Genomic DNA, 15659 nt, shown 5'->3' with positions numbered 1-15659 from the left:
GTGATAAGGCCGCACGCATTGCAGTTTCGTGCCCGGATTTCCATGGGCAGAGACAAGCTGAGGAAAGGACAGGCTGATGCTTATGAATGTTGACCCGGCGCTGAATGCGGACGTGTTGCACGCGCTTCGCTCCATGGGCCACGGAGACCGGATCGCGCTCGTCGACGCGAACTTTCCGGCCGACACGATAGCCCGCCACACCCGGCTTGGCCTGCCGCTGCACATTGCCAATGTTTCGGCTGCGCGCGCAGCCAGAGCCATCCTCTCCGTCATGCCGCTCGATACGCCGCTGCAGCCTTCTGCCGCTCGAATGGCACCAGAAGCCAAGGCGGGGGAGTTGCCGGATGTCCAGCTGGAGGTGCAGGCCGAAATCGCACGCGCGGATGGGGACGCGCCGAAGATGTACGCGATCGAGCGCTTCGCCTTCTACGAGGACGCAAAACGCGCCTATTGCATCATCGTGACCGGCGAGGCGCGCCTTTATGGCTGCTTCCTGTTCACCAAGGGCGTGGTGCCGCCCGCCAGCCATTGGGACGAGGCGATGTGACGGAAGTCGGCATCGTTGCTTCCTCGCCGCCCGGCACAATCGTGCCCGGCCCGTGACTCAGGCAGCCGGAAGCGCCAAGGACGCTGGTACCTTGACCCAGGCCGCTCCCGTCTGGCCGTGGTGGAAGCCATTGGAAAACGGGACTCCCGGATAGACAGACTCGAGGCGTGCCAGGCTTTCGTCGATGGCGCGCCGGCCGGCGATCGCGTCGCCATAGATCTCGGCGACGGCGACCATGTCGCAGTCCTGTGGGGACAGCCGGATCCGGGAGACGCCGGCGGCGGCAAGTTCAGGCAGTTCCTGCATCAGCGCCTGGCAGGTGTGCGACATGGTCTGCACGCCGTTCAGTGCGAGGAAAGGTTGACGGTCGAGCGTCTCGACGGTCAGGCCATCCGTGTCCTCGCCGCAGATGAACTGGCAATTGTCCTTGATCAGGCTCTTGGAGCGCGCATGGGCGCAGCGTGCCGAGATCGCCAGTGGCACGCGGCCGAAGGCGAAGATCTCGAAAGCGAGGCCCGGATTTTCCTTGATGATGCCGCGCACCGACGCCATCGGCAGTTCAGGCGGCAGACAGATGCTCGTTGCGCCCCTCGAGGACAATAGCCGGGCCGTGGCGCCATTGTAGACGTTGACCAGTGGTCCGATCGAATGCGGCCTGCCGGCAAGCAGGTGCAGCGCGGATAGGTCGTTGGCCTCGATCGGGTAGGTGCTGTCACGCACCAGCCCGCGCACCAGCTGGCTTTCGCGTTCCAGCGTCACCAGCGCCAGCGAGGCGAGGCTTACCTCTTTGCCGGCACTCTCCAGCCGCTCGATGACGTCTCCGATATGCGGTTCGATGAAATGCAGCCGTTTCGAGCAGACGGCCTCGCCGATCGTCACATGGGCGATCGGCGCCTCGTCGGCGATGCGGAAATAGAAGTCGCGCCACTTGGGGCCGTCCCAGAGATAATAGACTGGGCCGAGGCTCAAGGCGGGTTTGGATGGGCTCGTAGATGTGGTCATGGGCCGATTACCTCCAGCGCTTTTCATAGGCGCCTGTTGTCGTCTTCTGGCCTTCGCTAAGCGCTTTCAGCCGCGATACCAAAGCGGGCCGCTCGGCGGCGCCGGCGGTCAGTGCCCGCCGCATGACCGAGACGACCTCGGCAACATAGGCCTTGCCGCGCTGCCGCCCTTCGATTTTCAGCGCGCTGACGCCCGCGCTGCGCAGCGCATCGATATGGTCCATCACGTCGAGCGAAACCGGATCCTCGAAGGCATAACCGCGTTCGTCGGCAATATCGAAGCGCCCCTTGCAGAGCGTCGGGTAGCCGGCGGCCTCTCCGGCCGGGAAGCGGTTGATCGTGTAGTCGCCGAGCTCGGAGACGAGTTCGCGCCCGTCCTGGCGGTAGCGCACATGGCTTGCGGGCGAGCAGACGCCGTTCATGTTGGGCGACTTGCCCGTGGCGTAGGAAGAGAGCGAGCAACGCCCCTCGGCCATGACGCAGAGGCCGCCAAAGGCGAAGACCTCGATCTCGCAATCGATCTGTTTGGCTAGTCGGGCGATGTCGGCGATCGTCAGCGTGCGTGGCAGCACGACGCGTTTTGCCGCGAAAGCCTCGACAAGGAACCGAACGGCATCGGCATTGGAGGCGGAGGCTTGCACGGAGACATGCAGCCGCTGCTGCGGATGGCGCTCGACCGTGTAGGCCATCAGGCCGAAGTCGGCGAGGATGACGGCATCGGCGCCGAGTGCCACGGCGTCGTCCACCGCCTGGTGCCAGAGCGTCTCCTGGCCGGCGCGCATGAAGGTGTTGATCGCGACGAAGGTCATCACCTTGCGCTGCTTGGCATAGGCAATTGCCGTCCGGAGTTCCTCTCGGGAGAAGTTCAGCCCGGGAAAATTACGGGCGTTGGTTTCGTCGCGAAAACCGCAATAGACCGCGTCGGCGCCGGCATCGACGGCTTCGCGGAAGGCGGCCGGCGTGCCGGCGGGGCAGATCAGTTCCATTGGGGAGCCTCCTCCTTGACAACACGGCCAAGTGCGCGCTCGCGGATTTCCTCCGTGGCGCGGCGCACGAGCGGTGCGAACGGCCCACTCATCCGCGCAAGATCGCGTGGGAGATCGATTTCGCAATCGTCGAGTGCGTTGCGCAGCGCCAGCATCGCCTCCATGTCGCCGCTGACGGTGAGATCACGCGAGAAGAAGACGGCGTCGCCATCGACACGGCCTTCGAGCAGGGCCAGCAGCAGCACCAATTCGCCTTCCATGCAGGCATCGGAAGCCGGCGCGCGCTCCTTGCGATGGACGGAAATGCGCGGCACGGCCGGTTCGACGAGAAAGCCGATCGGCAGATCGGAGGGCAGGAAGGCGTAGCGTTTGTTGGCATGGTCAGCCAAGCGATCGAAGAGGCCGGGATGGGTCTCGATCACGCGGGTGAAGACACGTTGCACCACGCTTTCGATGGCGATGATGGGAACGAAGCTGAGAGGTGCGGTGATCGCGAGCGGAAGTGACATTGTTACCTTTTGGGGCTACCTGCGAAGCGACGGAATCGGACGATGCGGCGCATGCTAGTCGCCCGCCGCCGCCGGTTGTTTGCGCCACGTCAAAGACAAGGGCCATTCGCCGCCACAAACAGGCTCCATGAACAGGACCTTCCGCCCGTCCCAGGGCTTTGCAACGCTTCAGGAATTTGTCGATACGCTCGAGCGCGAGGGCGACCTGAAGCGCATCTCACGGCCGGTTTCGCTGGTGCACGAGGTGACCGAGATCCACCGCCGCGTGCTTGCGGACGACGGGCCGGCGCTTCTTTTCGAGCAGCCGATCGATGCCTCTGGCGCCGTGCAGCCGATCCCGCTTCTCACCAATCTCTTCGGGTCGGAACGCCGGATCGAACGCGGTTTCGGCCTGATGCCGGGAGGGCTCGATGCGCTTGCCGCCGAACTGGCGGAACTGCGCGACCCCAGAGCGCCGCAGTCGCTGCGCGACGCCTGGGATCGGCTGCCTCTATTGAGATCGGCGATGTATATGCGGCCGCGAAAGGTAACGCGCGCACTCTGCCAGGAGGTCGTCTGGCGTGATCACGAAATCGACCTCGGGCGCCTGCCGGTCCAATGGTGCTGGCCGGGCGAGCCGGCGCCGCTCATCACCTGGCCGCTGGTGATCACGCGCGCCCCGGATGATCCGCTGGATGTCAATGTCGGCATCTATCGCATGCAGGTGCTCGGCCCCGATCGTGCCATCGTGCGCTGGCTCGCGCACCGCGGCGGCGCCCGCCACCACCGTCTGTGGCAACGGCTGGGTCAGGATATGCCGATAGCGGTCGTTATTGGCGCCGACCCGGCAACGATCCTAGCTGCCGTCATGCCGCTGCCCGACGGGTTGAGCGAGCTGAATTTTTCAGGACTGCTCAGGCGCGGCAGGACACAGCTTGTGAAGGCGAAGACCGTGCCGCTTTCGGTGCCGGCCAATGCGGAGATCGTGCTGGAGGGTACCGTCTCTGCCGTCGAAACGGTAGAGGAGGGTCCCTATGGCGACCACACCGGCTACTATAATTCGGTCGAGCCGTTCCCGGTCATGCGTCTGTCGGCGATCACCATGCGCCGCAACCCGCTTTATCTCTCGACCTATACCGGCCGGCCGCCGGATGAGCCCTCGCGGCTCGGCGAAGCGATGAACAGGCTGTTCGTACCGCTGGTTCGCAAGCAGTTCCCGGAGATATCCGATCTCTGGCTGCCGCCGGAAGCCTGTTCCTACAGGGCGATGGTCGTCTCGATCGACAAGCGTTACCCTGGACAGGCCAAGCGCGTGATGATGGGGCTTTGGTCGATGCTGCCGCAGTTCAGCTACACCAAGCTGATTATCGCCGTCGATCCCGATATCGACGTGCGCAACTGGTCCGATGTGATGTGGGCCTTGGCGACTCGTTTCGATGCCAGCCGCGACGTGACCGTGATCGAGGGTACGCCGATCGACTATCTCGACTTCGCCTCGCCGCGCTCGGGTCTCGGCGGCAAGCTCGGGCTCGACGCCACCAACAAGATCGGCACCGAAACCGATCGCGACTGGGGGCGGGTCCTCGAAATGTCGCCAGAGGTCATCGGTCAGGTCGATGCGATCTGGGCCGGTCTCGGGCTTGGAGGACTGACACGATGACCCGAATGAAGATCGTGCTCGGCGTCACCGGCGCTTCCGGTGCCGCGATCGGAATGCGCATCGCCGAGCGGCTCGCCGATATCGAAAGCGTCGAGCTGCATCTCGTCCTGTCGCCGGCGGCGCACCGCACACTCGCGCACGAGGTTGGCGCGGAGGGGCTTCCGTCGCTATTACGTAGGGCTACCCGAACCTATGACCACGCCGACATCGGTGCGGCGATTGCGAGCGGGTCGTTTTCGACGGCGGGCATGATCATTGCTCCGTGCTCCATGCGTACGCTCGCGGCTATCTCCGCCGGCATGGCCGACAATCTCGTGGTTCGCGCCGCCGACGTGCATCTGAAGGAGCGCCGCAGGCTGATACTGATGGCGCGAGAGACGCCGCTGCATCTCGGTCACCTGCGCAACATGTGCGCCGTCACCGAAATGGGGGCGATCATCATGCCGCCCGTGCCGGCCTTCTACCATCGACCTGATACCGTGGACGCCATCGTCGACCATCTGGCGGCGCGGGCTATCGACCTCCTGGCGCTGCCGATCGCACCGCTGGCAAAGGCCTGGCAAGGTGAAGGCTAGTCGAAGGCAGCAGCCTGGAGCAGCGGGTCGGCGCCGAACAGGACCTCGTGCCCGCCAAGCAGCAGCCAGACGGCAATCGCCACGGTGGCAAAGGCGGCGATGATCATCACCGGATCGGCACGCAAACGGGTTTCGCCCCGAATAATCGCTGCGAAGGGCCAGACCGATGTGCCCTTCGAGGCCGCTTGCCAGCCATCACGGAGACGCCGGCGGGCGCGCTTTTCGAGCATGAAGAAGCCGCCGACGGAAAACAGTGCGAAGCCGCCGAAAAGCACGAGCGAGCGCAGGTCGCCGTTGGGCACGATGTGACCGGCGGCCCAGAACAGGAAGCCCCAGAGCACCGGATGACGGGTGATCGTCACGATGGCGCCGGGCCGCTCGTTGCCCTGGTAGATCGAGATCGACAGCGCGTTCTCGCTGAAAAGGCCGGCCAGCACGAGAAAGATCCCAAGCGGCGCCAGCATGAAGGTCATCCACGCCTGCCAGGCGGCCGGTTCCCAGAGCGGGATGAAATCGAGCTGCAGCGCTGCGTGAAAAACGAACCCGAGAGCGAGCAGCGACAGCAGCGAGTAGACCGCGAAATAGGTTGAGCGGCCGAGCCGGTCGATCAGTCCCTGGCGCAGCGCCGGCCAGGCCGGCACCAGATGGAGCAGGAGGAAGACGGCGAAGGCGAGGAGGAAATAGGTCATGTCGATCTCCTCACGCATGGCGCCAGAGAAGCAGGCGTTCCGTTGCCACGTGGCGGCGAACGGTTTCGAAGAAGCCCCGCAACATGTAGCCGATCGCATCCCAGCTGAGCGAAGCCCTGTTGTCGAGAACGGCCTTCAGCACGTGCACCAGTTCGGCGGCTGCCCGATCGTCCTGGTCGTGTTCGGCGCGCAGTCGGGCGATCAAGGCGTCGCGATCATCAGTCGCTCGCCGGTCTTCGACTGCAGGAAACAGGATCATTTCCTCCAGCGCGTGGACGCGCCGGAGCTTTTCCGGAAGTTCCGTCATGATCACGCGGCAGCTTGTCAGGTCGATGCGGCGCGGAATGGAATCGGCGAGCGTCTCGAGGCGATCGCACAGCGAAAGAAGCTCGCGGTAAGCCTGTCCCAGCTCGTGGTGTTCCGAAAATTGCTGCTGCATCGATCTGCTCCGTTGAGTGTCGTGCTTGAACTACACCCAACGGCAACGGTCCTCTTTGACATTTCTCAAAGTCTGCGGCGTGACCGTTCACGGCTCGGACGCTCGTCTCGCGCGATACGAACAAGGTGTGTGTGGGGCACGCGTTGGCGACGGGCGTCCTTGTCACCTCGATCAGATTGTGACTTGGAGTTTGCAAGCCCGGAACACGGCCGCGGCCTTTGGCCGGGCTTGGCTCCGTCGCCGTCATTCACGGACGCGGTGTCAATCGATCAAGCCATGCAGTCAGTCTTGATCTTTCGCGGACCAAACCATTCTGATTGAAGTGGTGAACACAAAAATGCGCCCATGAATCCTCGTAGGCCATCTCCATACCTCCGGTGACCGCAGTCGTACCTAGCCCGATCTCTGCGTAGGTAAACTCGAAACTGCCACTCGGACGTGCCATCGCAATGTGGAACGGTTGACCAGTAAACTCGTTGATCATCGGCCGACCGCTGCTGCGCATGACGCCGGGTATCTCTACTCTGGCGGTTCTGAGTTCCAGGTCCGCTTCAAGATGAATCGGCAGGAACAATGTCTCGCAAAACTCCGAGCATGTGGATGCGAACACGGAGAACAGATTGCTGAGTGGTTCGCCTGCTTCGCCCGAGATGATCGCTTCAAGCGCGCTCCGTTGCGCTTGATCCGCACGCTCGTCGATAACGATCAGGCGCTGGCCGTTTCCATCCTTGATTTCACCTGGCCACTTGTACATCGCCGCCCAGTTCAGGCCCGCTATCGGCGTATCGCCAAAGTAGCCTTCCACAATCTTGCCGACGAATGCCGACTGACAATAGCCGTGGGTGCTCGGCAGGTTGAACTGGCAGCCGCAGTTCATGGCGCAATTGCAGTTATCGTAAGTCTCGCTCTTGAATAGCCATTGGTCGATCATACCCTGATCCTCCCCTAGTCCGTGAGAGAGGGCAGCTCGTCAGGCTGAACTCTTCTGCATCGCTCCGCGCCCGCGACACGCGCCCAGTTTGGATGCGGACGAAACCGAAGCTGAGCAGTGCTGACATGTGTCAACCGCGAGGCTCGAACTCCGATTATAGCATGACTTGGAAGGGCGGCTCATCGCTTCAAAAGCGGAATCTGACAAGCCGTCCGCGAGCCTGGTTATGAGTCCACTCCCTTACTGCATGTCTCCTTAAATCGACCTCGATTTAAGGACAAAGGCATGCAGAAAATCAAAGTGCTACAGCGACCTTTGCGCGTCTGATAAGACGCGCGGCGCTGTAGGTCCAGGCAGCTGGCGCCGCGGAAGACTTCGCGCCTTAGCGATCGAGGAAGAGAACGATCGCGATTGCAACGGAGGAGAGGATCGCCGACAGCGTCGCGCCGCGCTGAAGCACGCCCATACGATAAAGCACCAGGGCGAAGACGATGATGATGGGGGTGGCGACGGAAAGGCCGATCTGTGCGTCTGTCATCGGAAGGCTCCTTTGTTTCCCGCCAATAGCCCCGCCCCCTGCCGCCTTCTTTGCTCAATCGCAAAGACAGGGTGGGCGCCCGTGCCTAGCTCAAGCCTCAAGTTTTTGAAGCGGGATGAGGAAAAGTGTGTGCGGTTTTCCGCCCGCATCCCGCTCTAGCCCACGGAGGCGCTGACATGGATGCGCGCAGTCATCCGATTGCCGCGACGGCGGAAGAGGACACGACGGACACACTGCTGCTCTGGGTGCTCGTCTGGAGCGAACTTGCCGCCTTCGGCATTCTGCTTGCCGGTTTTCTGCTTGTCGGTCTCGTCCAGCCGGACGCGTTTGTTGCCGCCCGTTTGCATCTCGATCCGCTGCTTGCCGGTATCAACACGCTTGTTCTTCTGACCAGCGGCTGGCAGGCGGCCCTGGCGACAAGGCCGCGGGCGTCGCTCGGGCAGCGCCGGCGGGCGCTGGTGAATGCCGCGCTTATCGGCTTTGCCTTCGTGGCGATCAAGCTCTTCGAATACAGCACGGAGGCGGGCGTCGCCGGCGATCCTGCATTCGGCTCCTTCTTCGAACTCTATTTCCTCGTCACCGGTTTCCATCTGCTGCACGTCGTCTTCGGTGCCTTTGTGCTGCTCATCGTTGCGTGGCGCCCGGCATCCGGCAACGTCACCCTGATCACCACGCTGTGGCATGTGATCGATCTCGTCTGGATCGTGATGTTTCCGCTCGTCTATCTCGTGTGAGTGAAATGACCGACCGAAATCCCCGACAATTGTTCCACACCTGGCTCGTGCTCGCCGTGGTCGTGCTCGCGGGCATGGCGTCGATGGCGATCGCCGGACCGACGGCCCCCGTCGTCGCGGTCTTGCTCGGGCTCGCCGTCGTCAAATGCCGGTTCGTCGCGCTCGATTTCATGGGGCTCAGGCAGGCGCCGTCCGCCCTTCGCTTAGGCCTTTTGATTTGGCCCGTAACGCTCGTCCTGCTCGCCGCAGCGAAGCTGGTGTTGAGCACTGTTCTCTTCATCTGAGCTCACCCGCCGACTTGTTTGCCGAAACGCAAAGAAGCCGCCGCCGATTTCCCTAGACATGGGTTCGCCCCGATTGTTGCCGGCGTTGGAAGTACCGACGCCACACGGGGAGGGGATCAGATCAGCCGGCCGCGCTCTTCGCGGCCAACTGAAATCGAAAGGACCACGTGATGGCAGAACGCCTCACCAAAACCGGGGCCCGTAACGTCTTTTACGGCGGGTCCTTCTTTTTCTTCGCAATCTTCGTCGGGCTGACAGCTCACAGCCACTACTACATGCGGACGACCTCGACGGATGAAACGACGCTGACCGATGCGGTCGCACGCGGCAAACACGTCTGGGAAAAGAACTCCTGTATCAACTGCCACACGCTCCTGGGCGAGGGCGCCTATTTCGCGCCCGAGCTCGGCAATGTCTGGAAGCGCTTCGGCGGCGAGGCCGATCGAGACGGCGCCCGCGAAACGCTCAAAGCCTGGATGGCCGCCCAGCCGACCGGCATCGAGGGGCGGCGGCAGATGCCGCAGTTCAACCTCTCCGAACAGGAACTCAACGACCTCGCCGACTTCCTCGAATGGACGAGCCGCATCAAGACCCAGAACTGGCCGCCGAACGAGGCGGGTTGAGCAGAGCAATTGGAGCGTGACACCATGAAATACCAAACCCAGAAGGTCGCGATGCTCTACTTCTACGGAGCGCTCGGCCTGTTCCTCGCCCAGGTGCTGTTCGGCGTGCTTGCCGGCACCATCTATGTCCTACCCAATACGCTCTCCGAGCTGCTGCCCTTCAATATCGTGCGCATGGTCCACACCAACGCGCTGATCGTCTGGCTGCTCATGGGCTTCATGGGCGCGACCTATTACCTGCTGCCGGAAGAGGCGGAAACCGAACTCTACAGCACGAAGATCGCCATTGCGCAGTTCTGGATCTTCCTGATCGCCGCGGCCGTCGCCGTCGTCGGCTACCTCCTGCACATTCATGAGGGGCGCGAATTCCTCGAACAGCCCTTCGCGATCAAGGTGGGAATCGTCATCGTCGCGCTGATGTTCCTCTACAACATCACGCTGACGGTGCTGAAAGGCCGCAAGACCACCGTTACCAACATCCTGATCTTCGGGCTCTGGGGTGTGGCGATCTTCTTCCTTTTCGCCTTCTACAACCCGATCAACCTGGCACTCGACAAGATGTACTGGTGGTACGTCGTCCACCTCTGGGTCGAAGGCGTCTGGGAACTGATCATGGCATCGGTGCTCGCCTTCCTGATGATCAAGCTCAACGGTATCGACCGCGAAGTCGTCGAGAAGTGGCTCTATGTCATCGTCGGCCTGGCGCTCTTCTCCGGTATTCTCGGCACGGGCCACCACTATTACTGGATCGGTGCGCCGGGCTACTGGCAGTGGATCGGTTCGCTGTTCTCGACGCTCGAAGTGGCCCCCTTCTTCACCATGGTGATCTTCACCTTCGTGATGACCTGGAAGGCCGGCCGCAAGCATCCGAATCGCGCAGCCCTCCTCTGGTCGATCGGTTGCTCGGTCATGGCCTTCTTCGGTGCCGGCGTTTGGGGCTTCCTGCACACGCTGTCTTCGGTGAACTACTACACCCACGGCACGCAGGTGACCGCGGCCCACGGACACCTCGCCTTCTTCGGCGCCTATGTGATGCTGAACCTGGCGGTCATGGCCTATGCCATCCCGGAGATCCGCGGCCGCGCGCCCTATAACCAGTGGCTGTCGATGGTGAGCTTCTGGACCATGTGCACCGCCATGTCGGTCATGACCTTCGCGCTTACCTTCGCCGGCGTTCTCCAGGCGCATCTGCAGCGGGTGCTCGGCGAAAGCTACATGGACGTCCAGGACCAGCTCGCGCTGTTCTACTGGATCCGCCTCGGCTCCGGTGCCGTCGTGCTGATCTCGGCGCTGATGTTCATCTGGGCGGTTCTCGTCCCCGGCCGCGAGCGCAGCGCAAAGCTCGCCGGCATCGTCCAGCCTGCCGAATGACCAAGCAACCGGCGCGGCTTGCCGCGCCGGCACCCCCAAGAAATCCCACCATGGAGACTTGCCATGAGCCCTGTCCAAACCGCCGTCAGCCGCGCGGCGCTCGATATTCCCGCCTATAGTCCCTCCGGCAATGAATGCGCGCTTTTCGAAAGCGCCTGGGTGCGGCAACTGCCGCTGCTCCTCAAGGGACCGACCGGTTGCGGCAAGACCCGTTTCGTCAGCCACATGGCAGCGAAGCTCGGCCTGCCGCTTTCGACCGTTTCGTGCCACGACGACCTTGCCGCCGCTGATCTCACCGGGCGCTATCTCCTGAAGGGCGGCGACACCGTCTGGGTCGACGGCCCCCTGACCCGCGCCGTGCGCAACGGCGGCGTCTGCTATCTCGACGAGATCGTCGAGGCCCGCAAGGATGTCGCCGTGGTCCTGCACCCGCTGACAGACGATCGCCGCATGCTGCCGCTCGAACGCACCGGCGAACTGCTCGAAGCCCCGTCGAGCTTCATGCTGATCGTTTCCTACAATCCCGGCTACCAGAACCTGCTCAAGAGCCTGAAGCCCAGTACAAGGCAGCGCTTCGTGGCGATCGAGTTCGATTTCCTGCCGCGGAACGAGGAGATATCAGTCGTTTCCCAGGAAAGTGGATTGCTGGAAAGCCAGGTGGCGCCGCTCGTCAACCTCGCGCAACGGCTGCGTGCGCTTAAGGGGCATGATCTGGAAGAAGGCGTGTCGACCCGGCTTCTCGTTTATTGCGCCTCGCTGATCGATGCCGGCATGCCGGTCAAGGACGCGGTGCGGGCAGCGATGATCGAGCCGCTCACGGATGAACCGGATGTGCGCGCAGCACTGCTCGAAGTGGCCGCTTCGCTGATCGCCTGAGGTGAACCATGCTTGATTTCCTCGAGCTCGAAGAGACCGTCGGACGGGCCTGGCACCGCTTCGTCGGCAATACCAGAACCTGGCGGCGTTACCCGGAACAGGCGGTGAAGCTCGCCGATATGATGCCGGTGCTCGGCGTCTCATTTCGCGGACACGGCGGCGAGGCGGCGGTGCAGATCGTACCCGCCCGCGGGCGCACGTCGGGCCATCGCTTGCGCTGGCGGCAGCGCATGGGGCTCGGCGAAGAGAAGCTCGTCCAGCCGGCGCGCGACCACGCGTCGCTGATGCTGCCGGGCGAGACCGATATTTTTCCGACGAAAGACCTGAACCGGGATCTCTATCACTGGCTCGTCGCCTATATGGCGACGATGCCCGTTGATCCCATCAGCGAAACCGATCCGCTCCGTCGCGACCTGGCGCTGGTATCGCGCGCCCAGGAAACGGTCGAGGAAGTATTCCAGCGGTTCCCCGGTCTCCGGCGGCGCTATCGGCGCCTGGCCGAGGCGACGCTTGCCGAGCGGCAAAGGGGCGCGCTGCCGTCGATCGAGCAGCATCTCGAAAATCGTATCCTGCGCCTGTTGCGCAAGGTCGTAGGTGAGGCGGATGCGACGCTGCCGGTGATCTTCCCGCATCGCGCTCCGCCCGGCTACCTGCCGATGCTGCCGATGCCGCTTTGGCCGGACACGCTGCTGCGCACAGAAACGACGACCACGCGCGACGAGGATGTCGCCGCGACACCGGGCACTCAGAGTGCGGTTGCCGAAGTCGAACGCCACATCGCCGTGCGCGAAAATCCGGAAAACCGCAAGGGGGAGCGCAGCCCCTTCATTCTCAACCGCTTCGAGAAGATCCTCGCCATGGCCGAAATGGTCAATGTCGACCGTCCCGGCGACGACAGCGACGACCACGACAGCAAGGCGGCCGAGGAACTCGACGACATGACGCTTGGCGAGCGCAAGGGACGCCCCTCGGCACGCTTCCGCTTCGATCTCGACCTGCCGCCGGAAGCGGTCGACCCGACGCCGTTGACGGCCGAGCTCACCTATCCCGAATGGAACTACCGAACCGGACAATACCTCAAGGACCATTGCCGGGTGCTGGCGACGCCTGCCTCGGCCCAGGAAGAGCGGACCGAGCTCACGGAGGAAAGCAAGAGCCTGATCCGCCGGGTGCGGCGCCAGTTCGAAGTGCTGCGCCCGCGGCACGAGATGCTGCGCGCGCAACTCGACGGCGCCGATCTCGATCTCGATGCGGTCGTGCGCGCCCGCACCGATCTCGCCGCTGGCGGCCAGGGCAGTGATCGCATCCATCTGATGAGCCGGCCGCAGGTGCACGATCTGGCGGTGACGATCCTCGTCGACGTGTCGCTGTCGACCGATTCCTGGTCCGACAACCGGCGAGTGCTCGACGTGGAGAAGGAGGCGCTGCTCATCCTTGCGCACGGGCTGTCGGCCTGCGGCGACAACCACTCGATCCTGACCTTTACCTCGCGACGGCGCGACTGGGTGCGGGTCGAAACGGTGAAAGCCTTCAACGAGGCGATGGGACCACTGGTCGAGGCGCGCATCGCGGCGCTCAAACCCGGCTACTACACCCGCATCGGCGCTGCGATCCGCCATGCCTCGGCCGAGCTTCGCCGGCAACAGAACCGCAAGAAACTTCTGCTGGTACTGACGGACGGCAAGCCCAACGACATCGACCATTACGAGGGGCGCTTCGCACTCGAAGACAGCCGTCGTGCAGTCACGGAAGCACGGCGCAGCGGCATCAACACCTTCGCCGTCACGGTCGACCGCGAGGCGAAGTCCTATGTGCCTGCCATGTTCGGCCAGAACGGCTACGCCGTCGTCGGCAACATCTCGCGGTTGCCCGCGGCGCTGCCGGCGATCTATCGCAATCTGGTGGGGTGAGGCGGCTGCGCCGTCAGGAGAAAGAAAAAGGCCCGGCAGTCGCCGGGCCTTTTCGATGAAAGCGCCCTCAAGCAGCCTTGCTGTGCACTCTCTGGGACTCGTCGATATAGGCATCGAAGGCGGCCGCGACCGCGCGGATGACGAAGCGGTGTTCAGGGCGGACGGTAATGACGCCATCAGCGATATCGATTACGCCGTCCTCTCGCAGCTCGGCCAATTTGCCGTTGCCTACGACGAGTGACTGCCAATCGCGCCCATGCTCTGTGGCGATGGTGGAAACATCCGCTCTGAAATCGCACATCAGCCGTTCGATGATCGCCGCGCGCAACCGGTCCTCGTCGGTCAGCCGGTAGCCCTTGGTGGTTGCGAGCCGGCCCGAGGCGATGCGGCTGGCGTAGACACCGGGCGGCACCTCGTTCTGGACATAGCCGTCGCGCGAGCGGCCGATCGCCGAGGCGCCGAAACCGATCAGGGTCTCGCAGTTGTCGGTGGTATAGCCCTGGAAGTTGCGGCGAAGCCGGCCGGTCGCCTGGGCGGTGACGAGATCGTCGTCAGGCAAGGCGAAATGGTCGAGGCCGATCTGCCGGTAGCCGGCCTTGATCAGCGCCTCGCCGATCGCCAGCGCCTGTTCGGCGCGGGCGCTACTGTCCGGCAGTGCCGTCTCGTCGATCATGCGCTGGTGCTTCTTGAAGCTTGGCACATGGGCGTAGCCGAAAACGGCGAACCGCTCCGGACGCATTGCTACAGCCGCCTCGACCGTCTCGACGCAGGAGCGCACCGTTTGATGCGGCAGGCCGTAGATCAGGTCGAAATTGATCCCGCCAATGCCGGCGCCGCGCAAATGGGCGACCGCTTCGGCCGTCTGCTTCTCACTCTGAATGCGATTGATCGCCTTCTGCACAACGGGATCGAAGCTTTGCACGCCAAGGCTGGCGCGCTTGACGCCGCCTTCGCCGAGCGCCTCGGCCATGGCGAGTGTCAGCCGGCGCGGATCGATCTCGACGGCGACGTTGGCCGACGGCGACAGTGCGAAGCGCTCACGCATCAGCGTCATCAGCGCGAGGAATTCGCGCGGCTCGATGATCGTGGGCGTGCCGCCCCCGAAGTGCACTTCCGCGACAGGCAGCGGCCTGCCGACGGTGTCGGCGACCATGCGGATCTCGTCTCTCAGCACGTCGAGATAATCGAGGATCGGATCGTCCTTCTTGGTGATCGTCGTGTGGCAGCCGCAGTACCAGCACATCGAGCGACAGAAAGGGATGTGCAGATAGAGCGACACGTCCTCACCTGCGGGGATAGCCTTCAGCCAGTCGCCGTAGGTGTGGTCGTCGACCGTTGCGGCAAAGCGTGGGGCGGTCGGGTAACTCGTGTAGCGCGGCAGGCGCATTTCACCGTATTTCAGGAGCGCGGAAGCTAACATTTCGTCCTCATCTGGGTGCCGATGGATGCACCTTTCTAGGCCTCGCGGCCCGGCAACTCTTTGCGGAAAGTCAAGGACGGGGGTGGTCTTCGCCAAACAGGGATTTGTTTGCGCTTCGACAAAATGTCGCGGGGCCATCGCCGCTAGGTTGCGGAAATCCGGGGCGTGTGCGCCGGCGTTTCCCGGACCATCATCAAACGACGGCGCCTAGAGCGGATGACCATGACCATTGCAGAGACCGACAAGCCCTTCATCGATGTGCGGACCATTCCGCCGGTGGAGCGCCATCCGAAAATCTTCGGCATGCTGAATGCGCTTGCCGAGGGCGGCGCCTTCACCATCATCAACGACCACGATCCGCGCCCGCTGCACTACCAGCTGGAGACGCGTTATCCGGGCGAGTTCACCTGGGAGTATCTGGAGCAGGGACCGGCTGTCTGGCGTGTCGAGATCGGCCGGCAGCAGTCCTCCGGCTGCGATTGCTGCTGCGGCGGGCACTGAGCCTACGATACGCCTCAAGAGCGGGATCGGGAAAAGTGTATGCGGCTTCCGCCCACATCCCGCTCTAACTTACGAGAATCGATCAC

At 63.4% G+C, this 15659-nt stretch carries 18 protein-coding genes; 10 read left to right on the top strand and 8 right to left on the bottom strand.

Annotated features, from left to right (window positions below; genetic code table 11):
* The first annotated feature begins 76 nt into the window (after positions 1 to 76).
* Positions 77 to 547, top strand: a complete 471-nt coding sequence (locus AC070A_RS06145) for an RbsD/FucU family protein (protein WP_492383764.1) — start codon at positions 77 to 79, stop codon at positions 545 to 547.
* A gap of 57 nt (positions 548 to 604) precedes the next feature.
* Here AC070A_RS06145 and ubiV read toward each other — a convergent pair whose 3' ends face one another.
* From ubiV to ubiT, 3 genes are read right to left on the bottom strand one after another with little or no spacing between them, the layout of a single operon-like run.
* Positions 605 to 1549 carry a ubiquinone anaerobic biosynthesis protein UbiV gene (ubiV, locus tag AC070A_RS06140; protein WP_440660241.1) on the bottom strand — a complete coding sequence of 315 codons (945 nt, stop codon included), beginning with the start codon at positions 1547 to 1549 and terminating at the stop codon, positions 605 to 607.
* Positions 1550 to 1556: 7 nt separating this feature from the next.
* Positions 1557 to 2534 carry a ubiquinone anaerobic biosynthesis protein UbiU gene (ubiU, locus tag AC070A_RS06135; RefSeq protein ID WP_058329724.1) on the bottom strand — a complete coding sequence of 326 codons (978 nt, stop codon included), beginning with the start codon at positions 2532 to 2534 and terminating at the stop codon, positions 1557 to 1559.
* Entirely contained in the window at positions 2525 to 3043 is a 519-nt protein-coding gene (gene ubiT / locus AC070A_RS06130) for a ubiquinone anaerobic biosynthesis accessory factor UbiT (protein ID WP_057251877.1), read from the bottom strand. Before ubiT ends, ubiU begins: the two co-directional genes overlap by 10 nt.
* Positions 3044 to 3170: 127 nt before the next feature.
* On the opposite strand from ubiT, the gene AC070A_RS06125 reads away from it, so the two are divergent.
* Both AC070A_RS06125 and AC070A_RS06120 read left to right on the top strand, forming a co-directional pair.
* Positions 3171 to 4682, top strand: a complete 1512-nt coding sequence (locus AC070A_RS06125; RefSeq protein ID WP_492383762.1) for a UbiD family decarboxylase — start codon at positions 3171 to 3173, stop codon at positions 4680 to 4682.
* Entirely contained in the window at positions 4679 to 5257 is a 579-nt protein-coding gene (locus tag AC070A_RS06120) for a UbiX family flavin prenyltransferase (protein ID WP_492383761.1), read from the top strand. The genes AC070A_RS06125 and AC070A_RS06120 overlap by 4 nt, the downstream gene beginning before the upstream one ends.
* On the opposite strand, the gene AC070A_RS06115 is transcribed toward AC070A_RS06120, so the two are convergent.
* The 4 genes from AC070A_RS06115 to AC070A_RS06100 form a co-directional block, all read right to left on the bottom strand.
* Entirely contained in the window at positions 5254 to 5946 is a 693-nt protein-coding gene (locus tag AC070A_RS06115; protein WP_218373206.1) for an NnrU family protein, read from the bottom strand. The genes AC070A_RS06120 and AC070A_RS06115 overlap by 4 nt on opposite strands.
* Positions 5947 to 5956: 10 nt before the next feature.
* Positions 5957 to 6385, bottom strand: a complete 429-nt coding sequence (locus AC070A_RS06110) for a hemerythrin domain-containing protein (RefSeq protein WP_057251874.1) — start codon at positions 6383 to 6385, stop codon at positions 5957 to 5959.
* 247 nt (positions 6386 to 6632) lie between these two features.
* On the bottom strand, positions 6633 to 7316 hold the full coding sequence (locus AC070A_RS06105) for a DUF1326 domain-containing protein (RefSeq protein WP_218373205.1): 684 nt from the start codon (positions 7314 to 7316) through the stop codon (positions 6633 to 6635).
* A 382-nt stretch (positions 7317 to 7698) separates the two neighbouring features.
* Complete coding sequence (locus AC070A_RS06100) at positions 7699 to 7854, bottom strand: hypothetical protein (RefSeq protein ID WP_089044838.1); 156 nt, start codon at positions 7852 to 7854, stop codon at positions 7699 to 7701.
* 176 nt (positions 7855 to 8030) lie between these two features.
* Here AC070A_RS06100 and AC070A_RS06095 point away from each other — a divergent pair, with 176 nt between their 5' ends.
* The 6 genes from AC070A_RS06095 to AC070A_RS06070 all read left to right on the top strand — a co-directional run bounded on the left by AC070A_RS06095 (position 8031) and on the right by AC070A_RS06070 (position 13652).
* Complete coding sequence (locus AC070A_RS06095) at positions 8031 to 8588, top strand: cytochrome c oxidase subunit 3 (RefSeq protein ID WP_057251872.1); 558 nt, start codon at positions 8031 to 8033, stop codon at positions 8586 to 8588.
* Between the two features lie 5 nt (positions 8589 to 8593).
* Positions 8594 to 8872: a cytochrome C oxidase subunit IV family protein gene (locus AC070A_RS06090; RefSeq protein ID WP_492383760.1), complete on the top strand. Its 279-nt coding sequence runs from the start codon at positions 8594 to 8596 to the stop codon at positions 8870 to 8872.
* A 170-nt stretch (positions 8873 to 9042) separates the two neighbouring features.
* The gene (locus tag AC070A_RS06085; RefSeq protein ID WP_057251870.1) at positions 9043 to 9495 is read left to right on the top strand and encodes a c-type cytochrome; all 453 of its coding nucleotides are present in this window, start codon (positions 9043 to 9045) and stop codon (positions 9493 to 9495) included.
* 24 nt (positions 9496 to 9519) lie between these two features.
* Positions 9520 to 10866, top strand: a complete 1347-nt coding sequence (locus AC070A_RS06080) for a cbb3-type cytochrome c oxidase subunit I (protein ID WP_492383759.1) — start codon at positions 9520 to 9522, stop codon at positions 10864 to 10866.
* A gap of 63 nt (positions 10867 to 10929) precedes the next feature.
* The gene (locus tag AC070A_RS06075) at positions 10930 to 11742 is read left to right on the top strand and encodes a CbbQ/NirQ/NorQ/GpvN family protein (protein ID WP_492383758.1); all 813 of its coding nucleotides are present in this window, start codon (positions 10930 to 10932) and stop codon (positions 11740 to 11742) included.
* A gap of 8 nt (positions 11743 to 11750) precedes the next feature.
* Entirely contained in the window at positions 11751 to 13652 is a 1902-nt protein-coding gene (locus tag AC070A_RS06070) for a nitric oxide reductase activation protein NorD (RefSeq protein ID WP_492383757.1), read from the top strand.
* 67 nt (positions 13653 to 13719) lie between these two features.
* Here AC070A_RS06070 and hemN read toward each other — a convergent pair whose 3' ends face one another.
* Positions 13720 to 15072, bottom strand: a complete 1353-nt coding sequence (hemN, locus tag AC070A_RS06065; protein WP_492383756.1) for an oxygen-independent coproporphyrinogen III oxidase — start codon at positions 15070 to 15072, stop codon at positions 13720 to 13722.
* Between the two features lie 222 nt (positions 15073 to 15294).
* Here hemN and AC070A_RS06060 point away from each other — a divergent pair, with 222 nt between their 5' ends.
* On the top strand, positions 15295 to 15573 hold the full coding sequence (locus tag AC070A_RS06060; protein ID WP_492383755.1) for a DUF2249 domain-containing protein: 279 nt from the start codon (positions 15295 to 15297) through the stop codon (positions 15571 to 15573).
* Positions 15574 to 15659: the final 86 nt, after the last annotated feature.

It is taken from the genome of Ensifer sp. GW101-20A05, from assembly GCF_059424735.1.
The sequence above is the reverse complement of the archived record's forward strand: the minus strand, read 5'-3'. Positions and strand labels throughout refer to the sequence as shown.